Genomic DNA, 22,964 nt, shown 5'->3' with positions numbered 1-22,964 from the left:
ATGGAGACAACAGCAGTGCGGACCCGCCTGGTCGAGGTGGTCGTCCCGGTCTACAACGAGCAGCGGGCGCTGCGCGCGAGCATCACCCGTCTGCAGACCTACCTGTCCGGCACCTTCCCCTACGGCTTCCGCATCACGATCGCCGACAACGCCAGCACCGACGACACCTGGCGGATCGCCACGGAACTGGCCGAAGAGCTGCCGCACGTTCGCGCCGTGCACCTCGACGAGAAGGGCCGGGGACGGGCGCTGCGCCGCGTCTGGTCCATCAGCGAGGCCGACGTCGTCAGCTACATGGACGTGGACCTGTCCACCGACCTCGACGCGTTCCTGCCGCTGGTGGCGCCGCTGCTGTCCGGGCACAGCGACCTGGCCATCGGCACCCGCCTGGCCAGGTCGTCGCGGGTGGAGCGCGGGCCGAAGCGCGAGTTCATCTCCCGCTCGTACAACCTGCTGCTCCGCTCCGTCATGGGCGCCGGGTTCTCCGACGCGCAGTGCGGCTTCAAGGCCGTGCGCACGGAGATCGCGCAGGCGCTGCTGCCCGGCGTCGAGGACGAGCAGTGGTTCTTCGACACCGAGCTGCTGCTGCTCGCCGAGCGGCACGGGCTGCGCATCCACGAGGTGCCCGTGGACTGGGTGGACGATCCGGACAGCCGGGTCGACATCCTGCGGACCGCCCTCGACGACCTGCGCGGCCTGGCCAGAGTGGCGCGCAAGACGTTGTCAGGGGCCGCCCGCATCCCCATGCCCGCCCGCGTGGAACAGGCCGAGCTGCCGAAGGGCATGGCCAGGCAACTGCCCAGGTTCGCGATCGTCGGCGTGTTCAGCACACTGGCCTACCTCGTGCTGTTCTCGATGTTGCGGCAGGCGATCTCGCCGCAGGCCGCCAACGCGATCGCGCTGCTGGTCACCGCCGTGGCCAACACCGCCGCCAACCGCCGCTTCACCTTCGGCGTCAAGGGCCCGGACGGTGCCGTGCGGCACCAGCTCGAGGGCCTGATCGCCTTCCTCGTCGGGCTCACGCTCACCTCGGGCAGCCTCGCCCTGCTGCCCGACGGGGTCTCGCACGGGGCCGAGCTCGTCGCGGTCATCATCGCCAACGCCTGCGCCACATTCGTCCGCTTCATGCTGCTGCGCGTGTGGGTCTTCAACCCCAAGCGCAGGACGTCCCGTCGATCCTCACGGACGCCACCATCGTCACCAAGCAGAACGTGGACCAGCCGGAGGTGAGCAAGCTCCTGTACAAGGCGGGCTGCTGATCCAGGATATCGTTTCGGATTCCAGGACGAACTGGTGCACCGTTATGCCAATCAGAGACGCTGTACGCGGCGAAGCTGTCCGTGGTCGTCGTGGCCGGGGTCCCCGCTGCCGTCCTGGTTACGGCCCCCGGCCATCTCGCCGCGCACGACGGCGCGGTGACCGGCCTCGGGGCGCTCGTCGGCGTCTACCTGCTGCTCTGCCTCATCGGCCACGGCCTGGCGACGATCATCAGGAGTGCCGTCATCCCGATCGCGGCGCGGTGCGGTCAGGCGGGGAGCGCGGCCAGGAGGAAGGCCAGCCGGGCCGCGGCGGACTCGACGTCTTCCGCGGTGCCGAGGCGGTAGCCCCACGAGGTGATGAAGGCGCCCTCGTCGGAGCAGGTCACGGTCTCGGCGAGGGTGGCCGAGAAGCGGTTGCGGACCGACACGTACGCAGGATCGCTCGCCAGCGCGACGCTCTGGATCGACAGGTCGGCGTGGCGACCCGCGTGCCAGGCGAACCGCTCGAGGCAGAGCGCGGTATCGAGCATCATGCGTCACCTCCGCAACGTCTCGCGACAGAATTGCACGATCTTGGGGCGGGAGGCAAGCAATTGCTGAGCTTAATGTGTAGCTTGTTTCCGATACTCGTGAAGAATGTTAATGATGATGTCACGCCCCCCTTCACCGAACTCGGCCACCTTGGCGAAGCCGTCGAACGCCTGGACGTAGAAGGCGATGTCGTCCGGATCGCGCAGGGTCAGGTCCTTCGTCATCGTGGCCACGCCCACCAGGGCCTCGTTGTAGATCCAGAAGCCGTTGACCGGCGCGGACGGGAGTTCGACGCCGAAGGGGATCACGCCGAACTCGACGTTCGGCAGTGTGCTGACGGCCAGCAGCCGGTCGAGCTGGCCGCGCATCACGTCGGCGGGCGCCAGGGTCGTGTGCAGCGCTGCCTCGGGCACCACGAACCTGAACGTCCTGGTGCGGTCGTAGAGGATCTCCTGGCGTTGCATCCGCACCCGCACGGCCGCGTCGATCTGGTCGGCGGCGCTGTAGAGGCGCTTGACCTTGCGGAAGACGTGCCTGGCGTACTCGGCGGTCTGCAGCAGGCCCATGACGATGCCCGGTTCGAAGGCGCGGAACAGTTTCGTGCGCGCTTCGAGGTCGCGCAGGTCCTCCTGGATGGCGGCCAGGCCGCTGCGGTAGCGCTGCTTCCAGCTGTCGTGCCGTTCGACCAGCCCGATGGCCTCGCGGATCAGCTCGTCGGTCGTGTCGGGCGAGGCGCCTACGGCCTGCGCCCACACGACGACGTCATCCTCGGTGGCCGTCTGCCGGGCGTTCTCCAGGCGCGAGACCTTGGAGGGCTGCCAGCGCAGCCGCTCTGCCAGCTCCTTGCCCGACAGGTGGGCCGCCTCGCGCAACTGACGCAGTTGGCCGCCGAGGTCGATGCGCGCCTGTTGAAAGGACGTCACGCCGAAAGAGGCTAACCCCGGTTGTGCTGATCATGCCAGCGTCGGTCGCAATTGTGATCAACTGGTTGCGGATGGTGTTCCCGCGCTGGTCGGGAAAGCGGTTGCCGATTCGTCCGGGAGGACTTGGCGGGCGATCTGGGTGATGAGTTCGCGGGGGACCTCGACCGCTGTTTCGCCGTCGAGGACGTCGCGCAGGTCGGCGAGGGCCTCCGCGTCGGTGACCCGCAACCCCTGCACGACGATGGTGCCGCGGTCGGTTTCGTAAAGGGTGGGACAGGCGCCCGCCTCCGATGTGGAGCCGAGGAACCGCATTCGCATGACGATCCTTCCCCGAAAGTAGCGCGATGCAATTGCGCGCAATTGTAGGACTCGGGGATTGCGGACGTGATCGTTTTCCGGAAATCGGTTAAGGGTCAGTGAAGAATCCCCTCCATGAACTCCCCTGCCCGCTCGAACAGCCCCAACGCCGCCGCGTGCAGTTCGTCTCCGATGTCCCTGGGCGCCTTGCCGGCGAACGCGCGCGCATGGGTGCCCTCCAGCACGACGTCGATGTGGGCAGGGGTCATGGCCGCCTTTCGACAGAACCATATTCTGGCGGCGACCCTATGAGAGCGCCGCCGACGCGGTCAACCCAGCGCCTGCATGAACGGCAGATACTGGCAGGTCAGGTCACCGGGCAGGTCGCCGCCGCGCACCATGCGCGAGACCTGCCACGGCGCGCCGATGCCGTGCCCGCCGGCCCAGGTGATCATGTCCTGTCTGTCCAGGTCGAAGTCCATCCGCACCTCGCCGCCCGCGTCCAGCGCCAGGTCGCCGATCAGCGCCCGCGCGGTGGCCGCGTCCCTGGCCACGACCGGGCCGATCACCGTGTTGTCGTCGTTGCGCCAGCAGTGGCCGAAGCCCCCGTCCGCGACCCTGACCCGCAGCCCGAACCCGAACATCCGCCGCAGCACCGCCGACCTGTCCGTGCCGAACAACTCGGCGTCCAGCGCGAGGATGCCGTCGAGGTCCGCCTCCGTGGCGGGGCGGGTGCGCCCGGACGGCTCGCCCGAGAAGACGCCCGTGTGCTTGGCCGCCGCGCCGACGACCCGGAAGCCGAGCCGTTCGTAGAGCGGGCGGCCGTTGTCGGTGGCATACAGCGACACGGTGCGCTCGCCCGCCTGGTCGAGGACGTGCTCCATGAGCTTGCGGGCGATGCCCTGCCTGCCGAACCTGGAAGCCGTCAGGACCATGCTGATCACGGCCTGGTCCTTGCCGTAGCGGGTCAGGATGTTCGTGGCGGCCAGGCCGTCGCCGTCGGGGGCGTCGATGCCGTACGGCTCGCCGACCTCGAACAGCAGGCGCCACTTGTGGCGCTCGGGCAGCCAGCCTCGGTCTTTCGCGAGAAGGGCGCAGTCGTCGAGGTCGGCGGGGGTGAGGCGGCGGATGAGCATGGGGGAATCTTTCTCGATGGAGGAGGTTGATCTCAAAGTGATTTCTTCTGCAGGGACCGGGACGGAGTGCGTTGCCGCCGTGGACGTCGGCGGTACGACGATGAAGGGCGGGCTCGTCGGCCGTGACGGGACAGTACTGTACGACGAGCGCCGTCCGACGCCGCAGAGCGGGGTGATCAACGCCATTTCGCGATTTGTCGGAGATCTCGCGCGGCCGCGTGACGGGCTGGTGCCCCGGGCTGTGGGGCTGGCCGTTCCCGGGCTGGTCACACCCACGCACGCCGTCTTCTCGGCCGCCTTCGGGTGGCGGGACGTGCCGGTCGCGTCCTTCACGGACGTGGATCTGCCCGTGGCGCTGGGGCACGACGTGCGCTCGGCCGGGGAGGCCGAGCTGGCTTACGGGGTCGGCGGGGACGACGTGCTGTTCCTCCCCATCGGGACGGGGATCGCGGGAGCTGTGGTGCTTTCTGGGGGGTTGAACGGGGGCTTATACGGGGGCGCTGATGGATGGGCGGGGCAGATCGGACATATCCCGGTATGGCCTGAGGGGTTGGCGTGCCGGTGCGGGCAGCGGGGCTGCCTGGCGGCGTACTCCTCCGGAGGGGCCGTCGCGGCCCGGTGCGGCTCGCCGTCGGCGGCCGACGTCGTGCGGCGGGTCGCCGAGGGCGATCCGCCGGCCGTGCAGGTGTGGGACGAGGCCGTGGAAGCCCTCGCTCTTGCCCTGGCCACCTACACCCTGCTGCTGGATCCGGCCACGGTGGTGATCGGCGGCGGGGTCTCGCTGGCAGGAGACACGCTGCTCGTGCCGCTCCGCGAACGGCTCGGCGCCCGCCTGGCCTTCCGCCGTCCCCCGGACGTGGTCGCCTCCGGGCTGGGGATCAGGGCCGGGCTGCTGGGGGCGGGGCTGCTGGGGTGGCGGGCGGTGCCAGCGGGCTAGGCACGTCCACCGGCTGGGCGCGCAACTCCTCACCCAGCGCCTTGGCCTGCGGGTCCATCCGAGGGCTCGCCGCCACACCCCTGCCGAGAAGGCCGTGGATGACGAAGTTGATCGCTTTGAGATTGGGGAGCTCGTGGCGTTCTACGCGGTGGGGAGCCAGGGCGGGGAGGAGGGTTTTGAGGGTTTCCGTGGTCAGGTGGGTGACCAGCCAGCGGTAGCGGTCGGGGGTATCGGTCCAGACGCCCAGGTTCGCGTTCCCGCCCTTGTCCCCTGAACGCGCCCCGGCAATCCACCCCAACGGAACACGCACCCTCCCAGCACCCCCGGCTCCTTGACCACCGACCGCCGGCACTTGGTGCCCGTCGCCGGCCGTCTGGGACGCTTGGCTCCGCCGGTCCGCTTCTCGCCGACTCGGAGCGGGGGAGTGCGGTGGGGTGGTGGTGTCGAGGGGGAGTTCTCGGCCGTTCAGGAAGACCTGGGGGCGGACCTCCGTGGCCGGGATCAGTACAGGCCAGTAGACCCCGAACGGTGAGGCGTTGCCCGGTGGGGTGAGGCCGTAGAAGCCCGGGTAGCTGGCCAGCCCCGTCTCCACCACGGCCGAGGAGAAGGCACGCCCGGCGAGGCGCTGGTCGGCGTCCATGACGGTGATGCGCAGCAGCCCCGATTCCGACAGCGACACGTCGACCTCGTCGAACGACTCCCGCGGAATTCTCGCCCAGATCGCCGCCTGCGCCGCCCGCGCCTTGGCCTCGATGTCGAGCCCCGTCAGGACCAGCGTCATCGTGTTGCGGTATCCGCCCAGGTAGTTGACGGCGACCTTGAGCGTGTCCGGCGGCGGCTCCCCCCGGACGCCGGAGACCAGGACACGATCGGGCCCCTCCTGCGACAGGGTGATCGTGTCGAAGCGGGCCACGACGTCGGGGCCGAGGTAGCAGGGGCTGCCGAGTTCGTACACGAGCTGCGCCGTGACCGTCCCCACGGACACCAGCCCGCCGGTGCCGGGGTGCTTGGTGATCACCGCCGACCCGTCGGCGCGGAGCTCGGCGATCGGGAAGCCGCAGTGCGCCAGGTCCGGTACGTCCTGGAAGAACGCGTAGTTGCCGCCCGTGGCCTGGCAGCCGCACTCGATGATGTGGCCCGCGACCACCGACCCCGCCAGCGGGTCGAGGTCGCCGGGACCCCACCCGTACCGCCAGATGCCCGGCCCCGTCACCAGCGCGGCGTCGGTCACGCGGCCGGTCACCACGACGTCGGCGCCCGCCGACAGGGCGGCGGCGATCGGGCGGCCCCCGAGGTAGGCGTTGGCGGTCAGGGGCGTGCCGGCGAAGCGTTCGCCGGTGTCGGCGTTGACCAGGTCGAGGTCGCGGCCGGTGAGGTCGTCGCCCGTCACGTGCGCGATCGCGGGGGACAGGCCCAGTTTGGCGGCCAGTTCGTGGACGGCCTCGGCGCATCCGGCGGGGTCCAGTCCGCCCGCGTTCGACACGATCTTGATGCCTCTGTCCAGGCAGGGCCCGAGGACGTCCTCCAGCTGGCGCAGGAACGTGGGCGCGTACCCGGGACGGCCCTTGAGCCGGTTGCCGGCGAGGATCAGCATGGTCAGCTCGGCCAGCCAGTCGCCCGTCAGCACGTCGATCGGGCCGCCCTCGACCATCTCCTTGGCGGCCGAGAGACGGTCGCCGTAGAAGCCGCTGCAGTTGGCGACCCGCAGCGTCATCGCGCGGCCCACTTCGGCGGGCGCTTCTCCCAGAACGCCGCGATGCCCTCCTGCCCCTCCTGCGAGGTGAACCGTTCGGCCGACAGCTCCGTCATCCGCCTCAGCCCGTCCTCGAACGACAGCTTGGGCACATCCCTGACCAGCCGCTTCGTCAGGGCCACCGCCTCAGGGCCGCCCTTGATCAGCATCTCGGCGTAGTGCGCGACCGTCGCGTCCAACTCCTCCTCCGGTACGGCCCGCGACAGCAGCCCGATCTCGGCCGCCCTGGCGGCGTCGAACACCTCGCCCGTCAGGAAGTATTCGGCCGCCGCCCTGGGGTCGAGCCTCCTGAGCACCGGCACCGAGATCATGGCGGGCACGACGCCGAGACGTACCTCCGTGAACGCGAACGACGCCGTCAGCGGCGCGATCGCGAAGTCGCAGGAGGCCACCAGGCCCAGGCCGCCCGCCCGCGCGGTGCCGTTGAGCCGGCAGACGGCCGGCTTCGCGCTCTCCCAGAGCAGCGTCATGATCTCGGGAAGAGCCCCCGTGATGGGCGCGCCCGCCGCGCGCTGCTCCTTCAGGTCGGCGCCTGAGGAGAACACGTTCCCGGTGGCGGTCAGCACGATCACCCTGGCCTCCGGCTCGGCCAGCGCCCAGGAGAGGTGCTCGCGCAGCTCCTCCAGGAGGCGTACGGACAGCGCGTTGCGGTTCGGCGGCGAGTCCAGCGTGATCGTGGCGACGCCGTCCGCCAACTCCTTGTGTACCAGGCTCGTCATCGGTCCTCCTCCTGGATGATCGCCAGCACGGCACCCGCCTCGACCTGCCGGCCCTTCTCGACGTGTACGCCGGAGACCACGCCGTCGGCAGGCGCGGCGATCCGATGCTCCATCTTCATCGCCTCCAGCACCAGCACCGCCTGGCCCTTGGTGACCCGGTCGCCGGGCTCCACCTCGACCCGCAGCACGTTTCCCGGCATGGGCGCCAGCAGCGAACCCGGTGCGACATGGTCGACCGGCTCGGGCAGGCGCGGGAGCGGGGTCAGCTCGGCGCAGCCGTCCGCATGGTCCACGTAGACCTTGCCGTCCGGCTCGTACTGGGCGATGTCGAAGGCGTGGCGGACGCCGTCGCGTTCGAGCACCACCCGGTGCGGGCGCGCGCTGACCGTGGTGACGCCGTCGGGCAGCGGGTCGTAGACGACCTCGGCCTCCTCGAAGACGGCCCGGCGGGGCGCGGAACGCACGTTGCGCCAGCCGGAGGGCAGGCTCGCCAGGACGGTCGCACGATCACGGTTCCCCGCCGCCACGGCCAACGCCGCCGCCAGCCCGACAAGGCCCCACACCACCGCATCCGAGCGGATCTCACCGTCCAGGGGGGCGTTCGGGCCGGTTGGGGAGAGGAAGTCGGTGTGGGTGGCGCCCGCCTGGAAGTCGGGGCTTGTCAGGATTCTCAGGAGCAGATCGCGGTTGGTCGTGAGGCCGTGGAGCCGTGCCCGCCGCAGCGCCGTGACCAGTTTCCGCACCGCCTCCGCCCGGGACGGGCCGTGCGCGACGACCTTCGCCAGCATCGCGTCGTAGTGCGGCGAGATCACCGACCCGGACTCCACCCCGGAATCCACGCGTACGTCCCCAGCGACCTCGAACCGCCGCAACACCCCAGTTTGCGGGACGTAATCGCTGTCCTCCGCATAAAGCCGTACCTCCACCGCGTGTCCGGCGGGCTCGGGCGGCGATGCGGGCAGCGGCGCCCCTTCGGCCACCTCCAGTTGCAGCCGGACGAGGTCCACGCCGTAGACCAGCTCGGTGACCGGATGTTCGACCTGGAGCCGGGTGTTCATCTCCAGGAACGCCACCCGATCCCCCTTGACCAGGAACTCCACGGTCCCGGCCCCGACGTAGCCGATCGTCCGCGCGGCCCTGACGGCCGCCTCGCAGAGCCGCTCGCGCATCTGCGGTGAGATCCCCGGTGACGGGCACTCCTCGACGACCTTCTGGTGCCGCCGCTGCACGCTGCACTCACGTTCGCCCAGCGCCCACACCTGCCCGTGCCGGTCGGCCAGCACCTGCACCTCGACGTGCCTGGCGGCCTCCAGCAGCGGCTCCACGAACACCTCCCCGTCGCCGAACGCCGAGGCCGCCTCCCGCCGCGCCGACTCGACCTCACGGGCCAGTTCGCCGGGCTCGCGCACGATCCGCATCCCGCGCCCGCCACCCCCCGAGGACGCCTTGACCAGCACAGGAAACTCTCCGGGCGCGGCCACGTCCAGCGACGGCAGCACCGGCACCCCGGCCTCCGCCATCAGCCGCTTGGCCTCGATCTTCGATCCCATGGCCGCGATCGCCGCAGACGGCGGGCCGACCCAGACGAGCCCGGCGTCGAGCACGGCCTGCGCGAAGCCGGCGTTCTCGGACAGGAAGCCGTAGCCGGGGTGAACGGCGTCGGCGCCGGTGGCGCGGCAGGCGTCCAGGATGCGTTCGATGTCCAGGTACGTTTCGGCGGGCCGGACGCCGCGCAGCCGTACCGCGAGGTCGGCCTCGGCCACGTGCGGCGCGTCCGCGTCGGCGTCGGAGAAGACGGCGACCGTGGAGATGCCGAGAGACCCGCAGGTACGGAAGACGCGGCGGGCGATCTCGCCCCGGTTCGCGACGAGTAGACGGTTGATCACGGCCGGAACACCCCGAATCCCGCTGTTTCGGGCACCGGCGCGCTGTTGACGGCCGACAAACACATGCCCAGGACGGTACGCGTGTCGCGCGGATCGATCACCCCGTCGTCGTAGAGGCGGCCCGACAGGAAGAACGGCAGCGACTCGGCCTCGATCTGGGCCTCCACCATCGCGCGCATGGCCGCGTCGGCCTCCTCGTCGTACACCTGCCCCTTGGCCTGCGCCGACGCCCGGCCCACGATGGACAGCACCCCGGCGAGCTGCGCCGGGCCCATCACCGCCGACTTGGCGCTCGGCCAGCTGAACAGCAAGCGCGGCTCGTACGCCCGGCCGCACATGCCGTAGTTGCCCGCGCCGTACGAGGCGCCCATGACGATCGTGAGGTGGGGGACGGTCGAGTTGGACACCGCGTTGATCATCATGGCGCCGTGCTTGATGATGCCGCCCTGCTCGTAGTCCTTGCCGACCATGTAGCCGGTCGTGTTCTGCAGGAAGATCAGCGGCGTGCGCGACTGGTTGGCGAGCTGGATGAACTGCGTGGCCTTCTGCGACTCCTCGCTGAACAGCACGCCGCGCGCGTTCGCCAGCACGCCCACCGGGTAGCCGTGGATCCGGGCCCAGCCCGTCACGAGCGAGGCGCCGTAAGCGGGCTTGAACTCCTCGAACGCGCTGGCGTCCACCACCCGGGCGATCACCTCGCGGGGGTCGAAGGGGATCTTGAGGTCTTCTGGGACGATGCCGAGGAGCTCGTCCACCGGATATTTCGGCTCCTGTACGGGTTCGAGCGGCATCGTGCCCTGCTTGCGCCAGTTCAGCGACCTGATGATCGAGCGCCCGATGCGCAACGCGTCGTGTTCGTCCTCGGCCAGGTAGTCGGCCAGGCCGCTCACCCGGGCGTGCATGTCGGCACCGCCCAAGGACTCGTCGTCCGATTCCTCCCCGGTCGCCATCTTCACCAGCGGTGGGCCGCCCAGGAACACTTTCGCTCGTTCCCGCACCATCACCACGTAGTCGCTCATGCCGGGCACATACGCTCCACCCGCCGTGGAGTTCCCGAACACGAGCGCGACGGTGGGGATGCCCGCCGCCGACAGCCTGGTCAGGTCCCGAAATATCCGGCCGCCCGGGATGAAGATCTCCTTCTGCGTCGGCAGGTCCGCGCCGCCGCTCTCGACGAGATTCACGTACGGCAGCCGGTTCTGGAACGCGATGTCGGCCGCCCGCAGTGACTTCTTCAGCGTCCACGGATTGGATGCGCCGCCCCGGACCGTGGGATCGTTCGCCGTGATCACGCACTCGACGCCCTCGACCACCCCGATCCCGCAGACCACGCTCGCCCCGACGGGGAACTCACTGCCCCAGGCGGCCAGCGGCGACAACTCCAGGAAGGGGGAGTCGGGGTCGACCAGCAACTCGATGCGCTCCCTGGCCAGGAGCTTGCCCCGGCCGCGGTGCCGCTCCACGTACTTCTCACCGCCCCCTGCCACCGCCTTGGCCTGCTCGGCGTCCAGGTCGGCCAGCTTGCCCAGCATCGCCTCACGGCGGCTCCGGTAGTCGGCGCCTCCCGGATCGAGCCTGCTCCTGATCATCGCAACCCCACCTCCTCATCCACCGCCACCACCCTGCCCTCCGCCGCCCCTGTCCTCTCCCGCCTCGCCCCTCCACCGCCGGCCGCCCCGTGTTCCTGCTGCCCAACGTGCTGAGGGAGAGGTCTCGTGGGCGGCGACGGGCCGTTCTGACTCGGGTCGTCGGCGGTCGCGGCCTGCTCCAGCATCCGTACGAGCCGGGAGTTCGCGGCCCAGGCACGCAGGTAGAGCCGGTTCGCCGCCTCGACGCGGGCGTAGGGGTCGCCGAACAGCGCTTCCTTGGAGCGGAAGTAGGTGTGGAAGGTGCCGTGCGAGACCCCGGCCCGCGCCCACACGTCGTCGATCCGCACGGCGTCGTACCCGTGCTCCTCGAACGCCTCGCGCCCGGCTTGCAGCAGGACGGCACGTGTCCGCCTGCCCTTGGACGTCGGGGCCGAAGACCTGACGATCACGTCAAGTACATTAACCCACAGTGGGCTCAACTTCCGCGTTCAGGGCATGAGCGCATTGCGCAGGAGGAGAGGGGGCGGCGCACGCTCGGCGTCGCGATGATCACCAGGAACGGCGGTCCTCGGCGTGAATGTTGAGGCCATGCCAACAACGACGGCGGACCTGGTTCGCCTATCAGCGCCCCGGCCCGGCGCGAATCGGCAGGACGACGATCGCGAGTGCCAGGTTGACGGCCGTGGACGGGCGAAACGTGGGCCCTTGACCGCTCAAGGGCCCACCAGCGGCGTCACTTGCAGTGGGTCCAGCCGGACTTCCAGCTCTGCACGCCCCACGAACCGCCCCAGATCACGCACTTGCCCTTGGCCGGCAACCGGACCGGGCCCGCGTAGGCGGTGAACTTGCCCGGGTTGCTCCCGGTCGAACCGCCCTTGACCTGGAGGCTCGCGTTCATCGACATCTTGCCGGGCCACACCACGCGCGACATCGTGACCACGCAGTTCTTGCCCGCGCCGCTGTTGTACAGCAGGTAGACCGTGGCGCCGCTGCCCAGGGAACGCGAGTTGATGACCTTGTAACCGGAACCGCAGACCGAGGCAGCCGAGTACGGGTTCGGCTTGAGGGTCGGGGTGGGCTTGGCGGTCGGCTTGGCAGTGGGCTTCTTGGTCGGCTTGCCGGGAATGGTCGACGTGGGGCCGGAGGTCGGCTGGCCGGTTCCCGCCAGGTCGTCCGGCTCGATGACGTTGACCTTCTTCTTGGTCGGGGTGGGCTTGGGCTCCGGCTTCTTCGTCGTGGGCTGAGTCTGGGGCCTGGGCACCTCTGTGACCTGCTGCGGGACCTGGGAGACGGGCTCCTTGGTGGGCTTCTTCGCCTCCTTGGTCTCCTGGGGGTCCTCCACGTCCAGGGTGGGGACGGCGGGGGAGGTGCCGCTGGGCAGCGCGGGGGCCGGGCTCTGCACGGCCGTCGCGGGTTCACCCTGGCCGGCGCCCGAGCCGTCGCTTTCGGAGTTCCCCGAGGTGTTGTTGATGGCCACGACCGGGGGCTGCTTGCTGTTCGCCTGTACGACGACCGCGCCGACGACCACGAGCAGGGCGGCCGCGGCGGCTCCGGAAAGGGCCAAGGTGAGGGTACGGCGCTGCTTCGCGGGCGCGCCGTCGTTGCCCGGCTGCGTCGCCCCACCGGGGGCACCCGGCTTGCTGCCCGCGTTGCCGGGCCCGCCGGGCTGGAAGGCGCCATGCGGGTGCTGGCCAGGGGGCATGCCGGGCCCGCCCTGGGGCGGCATGTTCGACGCGGCAGCCTGGAGACCACCGTTGGGTCCGCCGTGCGGAGCCCCGGGCCCCGCTGCCTGAGGGCCACCCGTTCCCAGCCCGGCCGCACCCGGACCGACCATGCCCGGACCAGCCGCGCCGCCCGAACCCGCACCGCCCGAACCCGGGCCGGCCATGCCGCCCGGACCAGCTGAACCCGGACCGGCCAGGCCGGGACCGGCCGCGCCTGGGACCGCATGCGGGCCGCCAGGGGTCTTGGGGCCGCCCGGGGCGCCGGGCTGGGCCTGCGGGCCGTTGCCGGGCTGGTTGGGTCCTGCGGGCGTGTTCGGGCCGCCGACCTGGTTCGCGCCAGGAGCCTGGTTCGGACCGCCTGGGGTGCCGGGCGGCGGGCCGCCTGCTGTCGGGTGGCCGGGGCCGTTCTGGGCCGCCGCCGGACGGCCGTACGGGCCGGTCTGCGGCGGGGCTGCGGCCTGCGGGTTGCCCACGGGTTGCGGGCCGGTCGTGGACAGCGTCCAGGGGCCGGGGTAGGCGCGCTGGTTCGCCGACGAGCCGCTCCCGGCGCCCGCGGAAGCGCCGGCGGGCTTGCCGGAACCGGTGGGCTCGGACTTTCCTGGCTGGGCGGTGAGCTGCTGGCCCGTGACCGGTTCGACGGCCGCCTTGGGAGCCGGTTGCCCGGTCAGCTGGACGATGATCTCGTTCGCGCTGGGCCGCTGCGTCGGGTCCTTCGACAGGCAGGCGGACACCAGGTCGCCCAGCGTGCCCTCCATGCCGCCGATCTCCGGCTCCTCGTTGAGGATCCGGTTCATCACCACGGGGATGGAGTCGGCGCCGAACGCGGGCTTGCCCGTCGCCGCGAACACCATCGTGACGCCCCACGCGAACACGTCGGCCGCCTCCGAGACCGCCGCCCCGCTGAGCTGCTCGGGCGCCAGGTAGGAGGGCGTCCCCATGGCCATCCCCGTGGCCGTGGCGCCGGGGGAGTCGAGGGCGCGGGCGATGCCGAAGTCGATCACCACGGGACCTTCTGGCCCCATGAGGACGTTGGCGGGCTTGAAGTCGCGGTGCAGGATCCCGGCGCGGTGGATGGCCGCGAGGGCGGTGGCCGTACTGATCGCCAGCCGTTCCAGCGCCGCGCCCCGGCGCGGCCCCTCGTTGATGACCATCTCACGCAGCGAAGGCCCCGGGACGTACTCGCTGACGATGTACGGCCGGCTGCCGTCGAGATCCGCGTGCATCACTGGAGCGGTGCAGAACCTGGCGACTCGCTGGGCGACTGCCACTTCGCGCAGGAACCTCGTCCTGGCGTCGGCGTCGGCTACGAGGGCGTTGTGCAGCAGCTTGACCGCTACCTGCTCCCCGGAGTCGCTCTTGCCGAGATAAACAATGCCCTGGCCGCCCTCGCCGAGCCGGGCGACGATGTCATACGCCCCCAGCCGCCGCGGATCGTCCGCCGCCAACGGCTGGAACTGATTCACGTCGGACCCCCATCACAACCCAGTAGATGAGGTAAAACGCTACCAGCGTGAACATTGGGGCGTCTGCCGGACGTACCAGAACTTTCATCTTTTGACCAAGGAAGTCAGCGTTTCGTCGCAGGTCGTGTGCGCTTCCAGACATAAGGTCACGGCTTGGTGAAGAGCGCCTCACCACTCCAATGGATCACAATCCATCAAACCACCCCCAAACGCCAACCCAGGCCACCCACCCCAGCCCATCGCAAATCTCTCCGCCCGCCCGCGCGGGACGGATCACACGGCGTCCAAAACGGGGTGCGGTGGTCAGATGGCCTTGCCGGGGTTGAGGATGCCCAGCGGGTCGAAGACCGCCTTGATGCTCCGCTGCACCTCAGAGGCCACCGGCCCCGCCTCCAGGGCCAGCCAGCGCCGCTTGAGCAGCCCCACCCCGTGCTCCCCGGTCAGCGTTCCCCCGAGCTTCAGCGCGTGCTTGAAGACCTCGTCCGCCGCCGCCCACACCTCGGGGGGCGGTTCGACGGCGCCATGGTCGAAGATGAAGACCGGGTGCACGTTGCCGTCCCCGGCGTGCGCCACGGTGGCGATTCTCACTCCGTGCCGGACGGCCGCCGCCTCGATGGCGGTGATCATGTCGGGCAGCAGGGAGCGGGGCACGCACACGTCCTCGACCAGGCAGGCACCCTGACGTTCCTTGGCCCCGTACGCCAGCCGCCGCAGCCCGATCAGTTCCTCGGTCTCCTCGGGGCTGGAGGAGACGGCCACGAAGGAGGCCCCGTTCTCCGCGCAGATCCGCTCCATCTTCTCGACCATGGCCTGGCCGTCCGAGGCGTCGGACTGGCCGATCAGCATGGCCTGCGTCGTGGATTCGAGGCCGATGTTGCGCCATTCGTCGATGGCCGCCAGCGTGGCCCGGTCGAGCAGTTCCATGAGTGACGGCTGGCAGCCGGCCGCCATGATCGCCGAGACGGCGGCGCCCGCGTCCCGCAGCGAGCCGAACTCTGCCGCGAACGTCGCGGGCGGTGCGGTGGGCGCTGGGCGCAGGCGGACGGTGGCCGAGGTGATGACCCCGAGCGTGCCCTCCGAGCCGACGAACAGGCCGGTCAGGTCGTAGCCGGTGACGCCCTTCATGGTGCGCCGCCCGGTGTCGAGGATCCGGCCGTCGGCCAGCACGACTTCGAGGCCGAGCGCGGAGTCCCTGGTCACGCCGTACTTGACGCAGCGCAGCCCGCCCGCGTTGGTCGCCAGGTTGCCGCCGATCGTGGAGATCTCGTACGAGGAGGGGTCGGGCGCGTACATCAGCCCGTGCTTCCTGGCGGCCTTGTCCAGGTCTGCGGTGATGACGCCGGGTTCGACGACGGCGATCCCGTCGGCGGGGGAGAGTTCCTTGATCGCGGTCATCTTGTGCAGCGACAGGATGATCGACCCATCCGTTCCGATGGAGGCTCCGGCCAGGCCGGTGCCCCCGCCGCGCGGCACCACCGGCACCCGGTGCTCGCCGGCCCACTTCATGGTGGTGACGACGTCGTCACGGGAGGTGGCGAGGACCACGCCGAGCGGTTTGCCGGGCTCCACGAACGTCCGGTCGCGGGCGTAGGAGTCGATCACGTCGGGGTCGGTCACGACACGGGCTTCGGACAGGGAGTTCACCAAGGCATCAATCGGTCTCACAAGCGACACCCTACGGTTTGCGCTGGAAGTTCTTTAAGCGAAAAACTGCGCGGGTGGATGTGAGGTGCCCGGTGTGTTCGGAGGCTGACCAGATTGTCGCGGTCCCAGGAGCCGTGGCCGCCGGGACCACGTACAAGATCGGCCGGGTGCGCTTACCCGGGCAGCGCGAGGTCGCGGATCTGCCCACCGCCGCGACCCTGGGCGCCTCGAAACACGTCATGAGCCGCACCCAGCTCGCCGTCTGGTTGTCCTTCCCCAGCAGGCACTACACGCCCTGGACCAGGAACCACGGCTACATCCTGCTGTGTGTGGCGGCCCTGGTGCACCTGGTCGTGTCGCTGGTGATCGCGATGGGGCAGGACGCGAGGTGGGGCGAGGTGCTGCTGGCGCCGTTCTGCCTGACCGGCCTGTTCTGGGGGTTGGGGCTGCTGAACGTGCTCGGCTCGTACGGCGCCCGCAAGCGCGACAACGTAGAGGCGCCCGCCAGGGCCAAGGCGCTGGCCGTCTGGGAACGCCTCTACTACTGCACCCGCGACAACGTCGCCTTCGAGCCGGGGGTCGGCGTCTCGTTCCACCCGACCGAGACGCGCGAGTACATCTTCGGCTTCAGGGGCAAAGGCCGCTGAAGGCCGCCGCAGGTCAGGCCCGCTCCTCCGCCACCAGCCGGACGCACACGGCCAGGCCCTCGATGGCCTGCTCCAGCTCGTCCAGACCGGGGTAGGTCGGGGCGATCCTGATCACGCGGTCGTCGGGGTCCTTCCCATAGGGGTGGGTGGCGCCCGCGGGCGTCAGCGCGATGCCCGCGGCCTTGGCCCTGGCCACGACCTCGGCGGCGTGCGGCACCTCCAGGCTGACGAAGTAGCCGCCCTGGGGGCTCGTCCAGGTGGCCAGCCCGCCGAGCTGCTCGGTCAGCACCTTGTCGACCAGCTCGAACTTCGGCCCGATCAGCTCGGCGTGCCGGCGCATGTGCGCGGCCACGCCCGCGCCGTCACGCAGGAACTCCACGTGGCGGAGCTGGTTGATCTTGTCGGGGCCGATGGACTGCTTGGAGCTGTTGTGCAGGAACCACTTCACGTTCGCCGGCGAGGAGCCGAAGAACGACACACCGGACCCGGCCAGCGTCACCTTCGAGGTGGAGGCGTAGACGAACACGCGGTCGGCGTTGCCGTGCTCGGCGGCGAGCGCCAGCAGGTCGGCCAGCTCGGCCGGGGTGTCGGTGAGGTGGTGCACCGCGTAGGCGTTATCCCAGAAAATCCGGAAATCGGGGGCGGCCGTCGGCATCGCCGCCAGCCTCCGCACGGTCTCCTCGCTGTAGGTGACCCCGGACGGGTTGCTGTACTTCGGCACGCACCACATGCCCTTGACCCCGGCGTCGGCGGCCACCAGGCGCTCGACCACGTCCATGTCGGGCCCGTCGGCGTTCATCGGCACGGGCACCATCTTGATCCCGAACCGCTCACAGATGGTGAAATGCCGGTCATAGCCCGGCACCGGGCACAGGAACGTCACCTCCGGCTCCTCCACCCACCGGCGCGCGGCGCCGGGCACGGCGTCGAGCAGCGCGTGCACGATCGTGTCGTGCATCAGGGCCAGGCTGGAGTTGCCGCCCACGACGAGCTGGCCGGATGGCACCTGAACCAGCGGCGCGAACAGCTCGCGCAGTTCGGCCAGCCCCTGCAGGTTGCCGTAGTTGCGCCCGTCCGTGCCGTCGGCCGCCCGGTAGGAGGCGGGCAGTTTGAGCAGGTCGTCGGAGAGATCGAGCTGGCGTGGCGACGGCTTGCCCCTGGTGAGGTCGAGCGAGAGCCCCCGCTGGACGAGGGCGGCGTAGTCACGCTGAGCTGTCACGATGTCTCCTCCGATTCGGTTCGCCTTCGAAAGGATAGAAGACCCCGCCCGGTGAGCCGACAAGTATCCGATATGTGGGATCTTCTGTCCGCAAAGCTTTGCGCAGCGAATATTAAAGAACGCCTTTCCCTGCGGCGGTCGTTGGCGTGGAATGGAGGCATCGGGGCAGCCCTAACTCCTCACTGGAGGGAGCAGCCGTGACGACTGTTCGCGAGACCTCGCTCGAGCAGGTCAGGCGCCGTCGCACCGGGAGTGTGATCGTCTCCTGGCTGTCGACGACCGACCACAAGGTCATCGGCTACCTCTACCTGATCACCTCGTTCGGGTTCTTCCTCCTCGCGGGCGTCATGGCGATGATCATCAGGGCCGAGCTCGCCTCACCCGGCATGCAAATCGTCACCCAGCAGCAGTACAACCAGCTCTTCACCATCCACGGCACGGTGATGCTGCTGCTGTTCGCCACGCCGCTGTTCGCCGGGTTCGCCAACGTGGTCATGCCGCTGCAGATCGGCGCCCCCGACGTCGCCTTCCCCCGGCTGAACGCGGTGGCATACTGGCTGTTCCTGTTCGGCGGGCTGATGGTGCTGGCGGGCTTCTTCACGCCGGGCGGCGCGGCCGACTTCGGCTGGTTCGCCTACACGCCGCTGTCGTCGATGGTGCACACGCCGCAGGTCGGCGGCGACCTGTGGATCATGGGGCTGGCCCTGTCCGGCCTCGGCACGATCCTCGGCGCCGTCAACTTCATCACCACGATCATCGGCATGCGCGCGCCCGGCATGACGATGTTCCGGATGCCGCTGTTCACCTGGAACGTGCTGCTGACCAGCATGCTCGTGCTGATGGCCTTCCCCGTGCTGGCCGCGGCGCTGCTGGTGCTGGAGGCGGACCGCAAGCTCGGCACGCAGGTCTTCCTCAGCGACAACGGCGGGCCGATGCTCTGGCAGCACCTGTTCTGGTTCTTCGGCCACCCCGAGGTCTACATCATCGCGCTGCCGTTCTTCGGGATCATCTCCGAGGTGATCCCGGTGTTCAGCCGCAAGCCGCTCTTCGGCTACCTGGGGCTGGTCGGCGCGACCATCGCCATCGCGGGGTTGTCGATGACGGTGTGGGCGCACCACATGTTCCCCACGGGCCAGGTCTTATTACCGTTCTTCTCGTTCATGACGTTCCTCATCGCGGTGCCGACCGGGGTGAAGTTCTTCAACTGGATCGGCACCATGTGGCGCGGGCACCTGAGTTTCGAGACGCCGATGCTGTTCGCGGTCGGATTCCTGGTGACGTTCCTGCTCGGCGGCCTCACCGGCATCATCCTGGCCTCGCCGCCGCTCGACTTCCACATCAGCGACACCTACTTCGTCGTCGCCCACTTCCACTACGTGGTCTTCGGCACGGTCGTGTTCGCGATGTTCTCCGGCTTCTACTTCTGGTGGCCGAAGATGACCGGCAGGATGCTCGACGACCGGCTGGGCAAGGCGCACTTCTGGACGCTGTTCATCGGCTTTCACACCACCTTCCTCATCCAGCACTGGCTCGGCCAGATAGGCATGCCCAGGCGGTACGCCGACTACAGCCCCGCCGACGGCTTCACCGCGCTCAACGAGGTGTCGTCCGTGGGCGCCTTCCTGCTCGGCGCCTCGACGCTGCCGTTCCTCTACAACGTCTGGAAGACCTCCAAGCGCGCCCCCAAGGTCACGATCGACGACCCGTGGGGCTTCGGCGGCTCGCTGGAGTGGGCGACCTCCTGCCCGCCCCCTCGGCACAACTTCACCAGCCTGCCGCCCATCCGCTCCGAGCGGCCCGCCTTCGACCTGCACTACCCCCGCGAGCGAGGGCCGGAAACCCCCGACTGATCATGTCGCTCCGCCTTGAGACGGCCCCCGGCGGGAAGGATCCGATACAACCCGGACACGGGAGCTGAACGCACATGATCGACGTGCTCATCGTCGGAGGAGGCGCAGCGGGCCTGCGGGCGGCCGTCGCGGTCGCCGAGAGGGACCCCTCGCTCACGGTGGCGGTCGTGTCGAAGGTCTACCCGATGCGCAGCCACACGGTCTCCGCCGAGGGCGGCGCCGCCGCGGTGATCGGCATCGGCGACACGCTCGACGAGCACTGCTACGACACGATCTCCGGCGGCGACTGGCTGTGCGACCAGGACGCGGTCGAGGCGTTCGTGAACGAGGCCCCGCGGGAGCTGATCCAGCTCGAGCACTGGGGCTGCCCGTGGAGCCGCGAGAGCGACGGGCGCGTCGCCGTGCGCCCGTTCGGCGGCATGAAGAAGATGCGCACCTGGTACGCGGCCGACAAGACCGGCTTCCACCTGCTGCACACGCTCTTCCAGACGACGCTGAAGTACCAGGACGTCATCCGCTACGACGAGTGGTACGTCACCAAGCTCGTCGTGGACGACGGCCGCGTCCACGGCGTCGTGGCCGTCGAGATCAGGACCGGCCGCGTCGAGACCATCCCCGCCAGGACCGTCGTCCTGGCCACCGGCGGCTGCGGCCGCGTCTTTCCCTTCACCACGAACGCCGCCATCAAGACCGGCGACGGCATGGCCCTGGCCTACCGCGAGGGCGCGCCGCTGAAGGACATGGAGTTCGTCCAGTACCACCCGACGGGCCTGCCGTTCACCGGCATCCTCATCACCGAGGCGGCCAGGGCCGAGGGCGGCTGGCTGATCAACAAGGACGGCTACCGCTACCTGCAGGACTACGACCTCGGCACGCCCACGCCGACGCCGAAGCTGCGCAGCATGGAGCTGGGGCCGCGCGACCGGCTCTCCCAGGCGTTCGTGCACGAGCAGAGCAAGGGCCGCACCGTGGACACCCCGTACGGGCCCGTCGTCTACCTGGACCTGCGCCACCTGGGCGAGGACAAGATCGAGGCCCGCATCCCCTTCGTACGCGAGCTGTGCCGCAGCTACCAGAACCTCGATCCGGCCGCCGACCTCATCCCGGTGCGCCCGGTCGTGCACTACATGATGGGCGGCGTCCACACCGACATCGACGGCGCGACCCCCATCGCCGGGCTGTACGCGGCCGGGGAGAGCGCCTGCGTGAGCATCAACGGCGCCAACCGGCTCGGCTCCAACTCGCTGCCGGAGTGCCTCGTCTTCGGCCGCCGGGCGGGTCTGGCCGCCGCCGAGTTCGCCCGCGCGCACACGGGAGGCCAGGCGCGGGCCGTGCGCACGCAGGGAGAGGACGAGCGGCGGAGGTTGGAGCGCGTGCGCGAGGGCAGGAGGACCGGCGAGCGCGTCGCCGACCTGCGCGAGCGGATGCAGCACACGCTCGAGGGCGCCGCCGGCATCTACCGCACGGGCGACGTGCTGGCCAAGGCCGTCGACACGCTGGCCGACCTGCGCCGGCGGGCCGAGGAGGTGCGCTTCGAGGACACCAGCACCGCGTTCAACACCGAGCTGATCAACCTGCAGGAGCTGCACACCATGCTGGAGGTCGCGCAGACGATCGTGGCCTGCGCGCTCAACAGGCAGGAGTCGCGCGGCGCGCACCAGCGCACCGACTTCCCGGCCAGGGACGACGACGCCTACCTGGCGCACTCGCTGGTGCACCGCGCGCCCGACGGGACGCCGTCCGTCGGCCTGCTCCCCGTGACGATCACCCGCTGGCCTCCAGGAGAACGGGTCTACGGGCGCGACTGAGAAGAGGTGGGCGACCATTGAACGCCGACACCGACACGACGCGGGCGATCCGCCAGGAGGCGGCCACGGGCACGATCAGGATGGAGGTGGCGCGCTACCGGCCGGGTCAGGACGCCGAGCCGGTGACGCAGAGCTACGAGGTGCCTCTCATCAGCGACTGGGCGGTCCTCGACGGGCTCAACTACATCAAGGACCAGCTCGACGGCAGCCTGTCCTACCGCTGGTCGTGCCGGATGGGCGTGTGCGGCTCGTGCGGCATGACCGTCAACGGCGAGCCCCGGCTGACCTGCGGCACCTTTCTCACCGAGTACGACCGGGGCCCGGTCAGGATCGAGCCGCTGAAGGGCTTCCCCGTCATCAGGGACCTGGTCGTGGACATCGACGAGTTCCTGGCCAAGCTGTCGTCCGTGCGGCCCTGGCTGGTCAGGGAGGGCGAGGAGCCGCCGCTGACCACCGAGTACGCCCAGACGCCCGAGCAGCTCGACGCCTACAAGCAGTACAGCATGTGCATCAACTGCCTGCTGTGCTACTCGGCCTGCCCCGTCTACGTGCTCGACCCCGACTTCCTCGGCCCGGCCGCCATCGCCCTGGCCCAGCGCTACAACCTGGACTCGCGCGACATGGACGACCGCTTCGACGTGCTGAACCTGGACGAGGCCGTGTGGGGCTGCACGTTCGTCGGCGAGTGCACCCGGGTCTGCCCCAAGCACGTGGACCCGGCCGAGGCCATCCAGCGCTACAAGCTCACCGCCGCCCTGCGCTCGGTCCTGCCCTGGAGCAGGCGATGACGACCGCCTATCGCCCGCCGCGCGACAGGCTCTGGTTCGCCCGCAGCCGCCACTACACCCTGTTCGTGCTGCGCGAGCTGACCAGCGTGCTGGTGGCCTGGTCGATCGTCTTCGTCCTGATGCTGGCCGACGCGGTGCTCGGCGGGAGCCTGCGGCAGTTCGCGGCGCTGGCCGCCCAGCCCTGGATGATCGCGATCAACGTGGTCGCCCTGGTCGCGACCGTCTTCCACACGATCACGTTCCTGAATCTCGCCCCCAAGGCCACCGTCGTGCGCCTGGGCGGCTGGCGGGTGCCCGCCTGGATGATCCAGGGCGGCAACCACTCGGCCTGGATCGTGGTCTCCCTGCTCATCGCCTACGTCATCCTGAGGTCGCCGTGAAGCGGACGCCGGAGCCGTACCTGTGGCTGCTGTTCAGCGGTGGGGGAGTGGTGGCGGCGTTCCTGCTGCCGGTGCTCGTGCTGCTGTTCGGGGTGCTGATGCCGCTGGGCGTGGTCGACTGGCCCACGGCCGAGCACCTGCGCGCGCTGCTGGGCCACGTGCTCGTCCGGGTGGCGCTGCTCGCGGTCGTCGTGCTCTGTCTCTTCCACGCCGCGCACCGCATCCGCTTCACCAGCGAGGAGCTGCTCGGCATCGCCAGGTTCGACCTCGTGATCGCGGTGATCTGCTACGGGGCCGCCATCGCGGGAGGCGTGGTCGCGGCCATCATTGTGTTCTGATTGTCGTAGTTTGATCACGTTTCAACAACGTACTTTACGTTGCTTTGATCACCCTCTAACGTCCGCTTTGCAA

Annotated in this window: 22 protein-coding genes; 8 read left to right on the top strand and 14 right to left on the bottom strand. The window is 69.9% G+C overall.

All coding sequences use genetic code 11. The features are described from left to right. Complete coding sequence (locus tag ACFOY2_RS45495; RefSeq protein ID WP_379534377.1) at positions 1 to 1,230, top strand: glycosyltransferase; 1,230 nt, start codon at positions 1 to 3, stop codon at positions 1,228 to 1,230. A gap of 80 nt (positions 1,231 to 1,310) precedes the next feature. On the opposite strand, the gene ACFOY2_RS45490 is transcribed toward ACFOY2_RS45495, so the two are convergent. The 6 genes from ACFOY2_RS45490 to ACFOY2_RS45465 all read right to left on the bottom strand — a co-directional run bounded on the left by ACFOY2_RS45490 (position 1,311) and on the right by ACFOY2_RS45465 (position 4,146). Then, positions 1,311 to 1,472, bottom strand: a complete 162-nt coding sequence (locus ACFOY2_RS45490) for a hypothetical protein (RefSeq protein ID WP_379534376.1) — start codon at positions 1,470 to 1,472, stop codon at positions 1,311 to 1,313. A 53-nt stretch (positions 1,473 to 1,525) separates the two neighbouring features. Then, on the bottom strand, positions 1,526 to 1,792 hold the full coding sequence (locus ACFOY2_RS45485; protein WP_379534375.1) for a hypothetical protein: 267 nt from the start codon (positions 1,790 to 1,792) through the stop codon (positions 1,526 to 1,528). Between the two features lie 69 nt (positions 1,793 to 1,861). Next, complete coding sequence (locus tag ACFOY2_RS45480; RefSeq protein WP_379534374.1) at positions 1,862 to 2,713, bottom strand: helix-turn-helix domain-containing protein; 852 nt, start codon at positions 2,711 to 2,713, stop codon at positions 1,862 to 1,864. A gap of 57 nt (positions 2,714 to 2,770) precedes the next feature. Then, on the bottom strand, positions 2,771 to 3,025 hold the full coding sequence (locus tag ACFOY2_RS45475) for a hypothetical protein (RefSeq protein WP_379534373.1): 255 nt from the start codon (positions 3,023 to 3,025) through the stop codon (positions 2,771 to 2,773). Positions 3,026 to 3,126: 101 nt separating this feature from the next. Beyond that, on the bottom strand, positions 3,127 to 3,279 hold the full coding sequence (locus ACFOY2_RS45470) for a hypothetical protein (protein ID WP_379534372.1): 153 nt from the start codon (positions 3,277 to 3,279) through the stop codon (positions 3,127 to 3,129). Between the two features lie 60 nt (positions 3,280 to 3,339). Continuing rightward, a complete protein-coding gene (locus ACFOY2_RS45465) occupies positions 3,340 to 4,146 on the bottom strand; it encodes a GNAT family N-acetyltransferase (protein ID WP_379534371.1) in 807 nt (268 codons plus the stop codon). A gap of 37 nt (positions 4,147 to 4,183) precedes the next feature. On the opposite strand from ACFOY2_RS45465, the gene ACFOY2_RS45460 reads away from it, so the two are divergent. Next, positions 4,184 to 5,083 (top strand): ROK family protein, encoded by a 900-nt coding sequence (locus ACFOY2_RS45460; protein WP_379534370.1) that lies wholly within the window; start codon positions 4,184 to 4,186, stop codon positions 5,081 to 5,083. Here the strand turns inward: ACFOY2_RS45460 and ACFOY2_RS45455 are convergent. The 7 genes from ACFOY2_RS45455 to ACFOY2_RS45425 all read right to left on the bottom strand — a co-directional run bounded on the left by ACFOY2_RS45455 (position 5,025) and on the right by ACFOY2_RS45425 (position 15,882). Next, positions 5,025 to 6,797: an acyclic terpene utilization AtuA family protein gene (locus ACFOY2_RS45455; protein WP_379534369.1), complete on the bottom strand. Its 1,773-nt coding sequence runs from the start codon at positions 6,795 to 6,797 to the stop codon at positions 5,025 to 5,027. The two genes, ACFOY2_RS45460 and ACFOY2_RS45455, sit on opposite strands and share 59 nt — an antisense overlap. Beyond that, a complete protein-coding gene (locus tag ACFOY2_RS45450; RefSeq protein WP_379534368.1) occupies positions 6,794 to 7,555 on the bottom strand; it encodes an enoyl-CoA hydratase-related protein in 762 nt (253 codons plus the stop codon). The genes ACFOY2_RS45455 and ACFOY2_RS45450 overlap by 4 nt, the downstream gene beginning before the upstream one ends. Further along, positions 7,552 to 9,441, bottom strand: a complete 1,890-nt coding sequence (locus tag ACFOY2_RS45445; RefSeq protein WP_379534367.1) for an ATP-binding protein — start codon at positions 9,439 to 9,441, stop codon at positions 7,552 to 7,554. The genes ACFOY2_RS45450 and ACFOY2_RS45445 overlap by 4 nt, the downstream gene beginning before the upstream one ends. After that, positions 9,438 to 11,030 carry an acyl-CoA carboxylase subunit beta gene (locus tag ACFOY2_RS45440; protein WP_379534366.1) on the bottom strand — a complete coding sequence of 531 codons (1,593 nt, stop codon included), beginning with the start codon at positions 11,028 to 11,030 and terminating at the stop codon, positions 9,438 to 9,440. Before ACFOY2_RS45440 ends, ACFOY2_RS45445 begins: the two co-directional genes overlap by 4 nt. Next, positions 11,027 to 11,479 (bottom strand): TetR/AcrR family transcriptional regulator, encoded by a 453-nt coding sequence (locus ACFOY2_RS45435; RefSeq protein WP_379534365.1) that lies wholly within the window; start codon positions 11,477 to 11,479, stop codon positions 11,027 to 11,029. Before ACFOY2_RS45435 ends, ACFOY2_RS45440 begins: the two co-directional genes overlap by 4 nt. A 284-nt stretch (positions 11,480 to 11,763) precedes the next feature. Then, a complete protein-coding gene (locus tag ACFOY2_RS45430; protein ID WP_379534364.1) occupies positions 11,764 to 14,217 on the bottom strand; it encodes a protein kinase domain-containing protein in 2,454 nt (817 codons plus the stop codon). Between the two features lie 303 nt (positions 14,218 to 14,520). Further along, positions 14,521 to 15,882 (bottom strand): FAD-binding oxidoreductase, encoded by a 1,362-nt coding sequence (locus ACFOY2_RS45425; RefSeq protein WP_379534363.1) that lies wholly within the window; start codon positions 15,880 to 15,882, stop codon positions 14,521 to 14,523. Between the two features lie 113 nt (positions 15,883 to 15,995). On the opposite strand from ACFOY2_RS45425, the gene ACFOY2_RS45420 reads away from it, so the two are divergent. After that, a complete protein-coding gene (locus ACFOY2_RS45420; protein WP_379534362.1) occupies positions 15,996 to 16,508 on the top strand; it encodes a hypothetical protein in 513 nt (170 codons plus the stop codon). Between the two features lie 13 nt (positions 16,509 to 16,521). Here the strand turns inward: ACFOY2_RS45420 and ACFOY2_RS45415 are convergent, their stop codons facing one another. After that, positions 16,522 to 17,727, bottom strand: coding sequence for an aminotransferase class I/II-fold pyridoxal phosphate-dependent enzyme (locus ACFOY2_RS45415; RefSeq protein WP_379534361.1), 1,206 nt, complete (start codon positions 17,725 to 17,727; stop codon positions 16,522 to 16,524). A 197-nt stretch (positions 17,728 to 17,924) separates the two neighbouring features. On the opposite strand from ACFOY2_RS45415, the gene ctaD reads away from it, so the two are divergent. From ctaD to frdD, 5 genes are all read left to right on the top strand, one after another. Beyond that, on the top strand, positions 17,925 to 19,577 hold the full coding sequence (gene ctaD / locus ACFOY2_RS45410; RefSeq protein ID WP_379534360.1) for an aa3-type cytochrome oxidase subunit I: 1,653 nt from the start codon (positions 17,925 to 17,927) through the stop codon (positions 19,575 to 19,577). A gap of 74 nt (positions 19,578 to 19,651) precedes the next feature. Next, a complete protein-coding gene (frdA, locus tag ACFOY2_RS45405) occupies positions 19,652 to 21,385 on the top strand; it encodes a fumarate reductase (quinol) flavoprotein subunit (protein ID WP_379534359.1) in 1,734 nt (577 codons plus the stop codon). Between the two features lie 17 nt (positions 21,386 to 21,402). Continuing rightward, on the top strand, positions 21,403 to 22,173 hold the full coding sequence (gene sdhB / locus ACFOY2_RS45400; RefSeq protein WP_379534358.1) for a succinate dehydrogenase iron-sulfur subunit: 771 nt from the start codon (positions 21,403 to 21,405) through the stop codon (positions 22,171 to 22,173). After that, a complete protein-coding gene (locus ACFOY2_RS45395) occupies positions 22,170 to 22,553 on the top strand; it encodes a hypothetical protein (protein WP_379534357.1) in 384 nt (127 codons plus the stop codon). The genes sdhB and ACFOY2_RS45395 overlap by 4 nt, the downstream gene beginning before the upstream one ends. Continuing rightward, positions 22,550 to 22,891: a fumarate reductase subunit FrdD gene (gene frdD / locus ACFOY2_RS45390; protein ID WP_379534356.1), complete on the top strand. Its 342-nt coding sequence runs from the start codon at positions 22,550 to 22,552 to the stop codon at positions 22,889 to 22,891. The genes ACFOY2_RS45395 and frdD overlap by 4 nt, the downstream gene beginning before the upstream one ends. The last annotated feature ends 73 nt before the right edge of the window (positions 22,892 to 22,964 follow it).

The sequence above is a fragment of the Nonomuraea purpurea genome, from assembly GCF_042650645.1.
Classification (GTDB): domain Bacteria; phylum Actinomycetota; class Actinomycetes; order Streptosporangiales; family Streptosporangiaceae; genus Nonomuraea; species Nonomuraea purpurea.
The sequence above is the reverse complement of the archived record's forward strand: the minus strand, read 5'-3'. Positions and strand labels throughout refer to the sequence as shown.

What these genes read in the sequence shown, in the direction of transcription:
- ACFOY2_RS45450 (WP_379534368.1), bottom strand. Translation starts at nt 7,555, where the DNA reads ATGACGAGCCTGGTACACAAGGAGTTGGCGGACGGCGTCGCCACGATC.
- ACFOY2_RS45465 (WP_379534371.1), bottom strand. Translation starts at nt 4,146, where the DNA reads ATGCTCATCCGCCGCCTCACCCCCGCCGACCTCGACGACTGCGCCCTT.
- ACFOY2_RS45455 (WP_379534369.1), bottom strand. Translation starts at nt 6,797, where the DNA reads ATGACGCTGCGGGTCGCCAACTGCAGCGGCTTCTACGGCGACCGTCTC.
- ACFOY2_RS45395 (WP_379534357.1), top strand. Translation starts at nt 22,170, where the DNA reads ATGACGACCGCCTATCGCCCGCCGCGCGACAGGCTCTGGTTCGCCCGC.
- ACFOY2_RS45475 (WP_379534373.1), bottom strand. Translation starts at nt 3,025, where the DNA reads ATGCGGTTCCTCGGCTCCACATCGGAGGCGGGCGCCTGTCCCACCCTT.
- ACFOY2_RS45495 (WP_379534377.1), top strand. Translation starts at nt 1, where the DNA reads ATGGAGACAACAGCAGTGCGGACCCGCCTGGTCGAGGTGGTCGTCCCG.
- frdA (WP_379534359.1), top strand. Translation starts at nt 19,652, where the DNA reads ATGATCGACGTGCTCATCGTCGGAGGAGGCGCAGCGGGCCTGCGGGCG.
- ACFOY2_RS45470 (WP_379534372.1), bottom strand. Translation starts at nt 3,279, where the DNA reads ATGACCCCTGCCCACATCGACGTCGTGCTGGAGGGCACCCATGCGCGC.
- ACFOY2_RS45440 (WP_379534366.1), bottom strand. Translation starts at nt 11,030, where the DNA reads ATGATCAGGAGCAGGCTCGATCCGGGAGGCGCCGACTACCGGAGCCGC.
- ACFOY2_RS45485 (WP_379534375.1), bottom strand. Translation starts at nt 1,792, where the DNA reads ATGATGCTCGATACCGCGCTCTGCCTCGAGCGGTTCGCCTGGCACGCG.